This window comes from Albidovulum sp. (genome assembly GCF_049646345.1).
In the GTDB taxonomy this organism is placed as follows: Bacteria; Pseudomonadota; Alphaproteobacteria; order Rhodobacterales; family Rhodobacteraceae; genus Albidovulum.
Map to the genome: position 1 here is coordinate 1 of NZ_JBARVQ010000145.1, position 2,871 is coordinate 2,871.

The window sequence follows — 2,871 nt, forward strand, 5'->3', positions numbered from 1 at the left end:
GTACCTGCCAAAGCAATACCACGACCGAGCCCCACCAAAGCACCGCGAAAACCCGGCGCATCGGTCGACCACCTAAAAAATTGTAGCGCACACGGTTTAGTAGATAGAGGCCATGAAACTTGGGCGAGACCAGCGTCCAGATCAGCTGTAGCCACAGCCGGGACTTGCTCATGTTTTCGCAAAATCCCAGACGCCGGATGAACGACAGGACCGGGTCTTCGAAGGTGCCAAAGGTCTTGATGCCATGATGCACGTAGAAGTGGTCATACCGATAGGAATCGTAATCCTGCGAACAGACCAGTGTCGTCAGGATGTCATGTACGATCTGGTTCAGACGTTTCGAATGGCAAAACATCTGGTGCGCGCATTGGTGAGAGATGGTCAGCACCAAAAGCCGTGCGCCATAGACTGTCGCAGGAAGCGTCGCGAGCAGCCACAGGTTCGACACGCCCGGCGCCAGCATGACCCAAATGCCAAGGCCGACACCGGATGCAAAAATCATCAGCGAAACGGCCAGATACAGCCACGGCCTTGGCACGATCAGCGGCGGTTCATCGTCCAGCGGTTTGCCCGTTACCCAGGTCCAGAAGGGTTGGGTGAATGCCGGAAACGCGCGAAAACTGTCGCGGATATCGGATTGCATGACAATCTCCTGAGAGTTTTATTGGACGGAGCTTAGCGGCTTGGGCTGCGGGGCTGCGACCGGTCGCTGATGTGGCCGGACGTTGGCTCGCGCACAGGCCGCGGTTATGGCGTCCCCGATCACTCCAAGTCCGGCAATCAATGCGTCGCCGGGGATGGTAAGTGGCGGCATCAGCTTGACCACTTCTCCTTGAGGGCCGCAGCACTCCAGAAGCAGACCGTTGGTCAGGCATTGGGCCTGAATCGCGCGGGCGGTTTCGGATGTGCCAACATCCAGCCCTTGCAACAATCCCCTGCCTTTACGGTGCAGCCCGAAGGAGGCCGCAAAATCGTCGAGATGATCGGTGACAATGCCGCTCAGCCGTGCCGTGCGGTCGGCGGTCGTTCCATCTGACCAGAACTTTTCACAGGCCACCCGCCCGGTGACGCAAGCATGCGCGTTGCCGCGAAAGGTGCCTGTGTGCTCGCCCGGGTTCCAGATATCGACGTCGGGCCGGATAAGGGTCAGCGCGAAGGGTATGCCAAACCCGGAAATGGATTTGGACAAAGTGACGATATCCGGTGCAATCCCAAGTTCTTCGAAGGAAAAGAACGAACCGGTCCGCCCGCAGCCAGCCTGTATGTCATCGACGATGACCAGGATGCCCCGCTGATGGCAAATCCGCACGATTTCCTGTGCCCAGCACGCGCTTGCCACGTTCAGGCCGCCCTCGCCTTGAACACATTCGAAAACCACCGCGGCAACGTTGTCGATGCCGCTGGAGGGATCGTCGAGCAGCCGGGCAAGATACGCGGCACTGTCGAGCCCCTGAACATAGCCATCAAAGGGCAGTCTGTGGCTTGCCCCGAGCAGGGCATGCGAGCCTGTCCGGTAATTCTGGTTGCCGGTCAACGCCAGCGCGCCAAGCGTGCAGCCGTGATATCCGTTGGTGAAAGAGATGACGTTGGATTTTCCCGTGAATTTTCGGGCGATCTTGATGGCGGCTTCAACCGCGTTCGTGCCTGTCGGCCCCGGAAATTGCAGGCGGTAATCAAGGTTGCGGGGCGCAAGGATGGACACCTGAAAGGCCTTCATGAACGCTTCTTTCGCGTCAAAGAAAAAATCCAGCCCCATCGCGATATTGTCGCCCGAAATGTAGTCGAGAAGGGCCGCCTTCATATCCGGGTCGTTGTGCCCATAGTTCAACGCACCGCATCCGGACAGGAAATCGAGGTAAGCGCGGCCATCGACATCAAAGATTTGGTGCCCGTAACCCCGTTGCCAGACAATTTTGGTAGAACGCGAGTAGCTCACCACAGCTGAATCAAGCACCGCACGTCTCCCCTCGGACGCGCGAGTTGCGCCCATGATTGAATTACTTTGGTGAGAACTCTCATAGTTTAATCAACCTTTAGTTGTCAAATCGGAAAAAAGTGCCCAGCCTTTAACCTGCGACATATCCTGCAGCCTTGGTCCCGCCTGATCATCTGGCCGTTCTTCTCGGGGCTCACAGCTTCAACCCTTCGGATAAAAAATCGTTCTCAACTGCCAGCCTCCCGATCTTGGCATGCAGGTCTTTGACCTCCGCCTCGCTCACGCCGCTCTGCTTACCTCCCGAGAACACATCGGCCGTCCCGTCCCACTGCCACGTGCTGACCGGATTTGGGTGCACCTGATGCTTCGCCCCGATCTTCTGCGCCGACTTGTCACCAGGCAGCGCTTCTAGGGCCACCTTGGCCTCAAAATGATCCTTAAACTTACGGCGATTCGCCATTCTCGTATCCCTTCAAAGGTTTGGGATACACCTCAGCTGACTGTCCAGTTTTCCGGGACCACTTCACAGACCGCTCTGTGAATCCCTGTTGTCAACACGGCCTAAACGAGCACCGGCATCGAACGCCCGGTTTCCGCCCGACGCGCCGGATTGCCGTGTATCAGTCAGTTCCACGGCTGAATGTCCGCTCCTGCTATCGGCCGGTGACGCGCTCGCACCTGCAGCGAATGACCTGTGTGGATGGCTCCTGCATAGCAAGACATTTTTGATCTGATTTGTGCGTTTGGCAGAAGCAGTCATGTGTCCGGCCTGTTTGCGCGGTTTTGACCGCTGGCCCTGATGGGTTCCGCAAACCAAGTCCCTTACAGCTTTGGGTCAGGATTCATAACCAATAGATGACGGTTGCTGCAAGCGCGATGGCCGAGAGGAAGACCTTCGGACACCTGTCGTAGCGAGTTGCCACGCGCCTCCAGTC

The 2,871-nt window shown here is 57.5% G+C and carries 3 protein-coding genes and 1 pseudogene; all 4 read right to left on the bottom strand.

Annotated elements, in window-relative coordinates:
- Positions 1 to 643, bottom strand: a 643-nt coding sequence (locus WBB85_RS03575; protein WP_432637248.1) for a fatty acid desaturase, incomplete at its 3' end; no start/stop codon positions are given.
- An 18-nt stretch (positions 644 to 661) separates the two neighbouring features.
- Positions 662 to 1,954 (bottom strand): diaminobutyrate--2-oxoglutarate transaminase, encoded by a 1,293-nt coding sequence (locus tag WBB85_RS03580; protein WP_432637250.1) that lies wholly within the window; start codon positions 1,952 to 1,954, stop codon positions 662 to 664.
- A 175-nt stretch (positions 1,955 to 2,129) separates the two neighbouring features.
- Positions 2,130 to 2,396 carry a transposase gene (locus tag WBB85_RS03585; protein ID WP_432637251.1) on the bottom strand — a complete coding sequence of 89 codons (267 nt, stop codon included), beginning with the start codon at positions 2,394 to 2,396 and terminating at the stop codon, positions 2,130 to 2,132.
- Positions 2,397 to 2,778: 382 nt separating this feature from the next.
- A pseudogene (locus WBB85_RS03590) lies at positions 2,779 to 2,871 on the bottom strand (IS5/IS1182 family transposase); the annotation flags it as partial.

Coding starts and splice junctions, on each gene's coding strand:
- WBB85_RS03585 (WP_432637251.1), bottom strand. CDS start 2,396: ATGGCGAATCGCCGTAAGTTTAAGGATCATTTTGAGGCCAAGGTGGCC.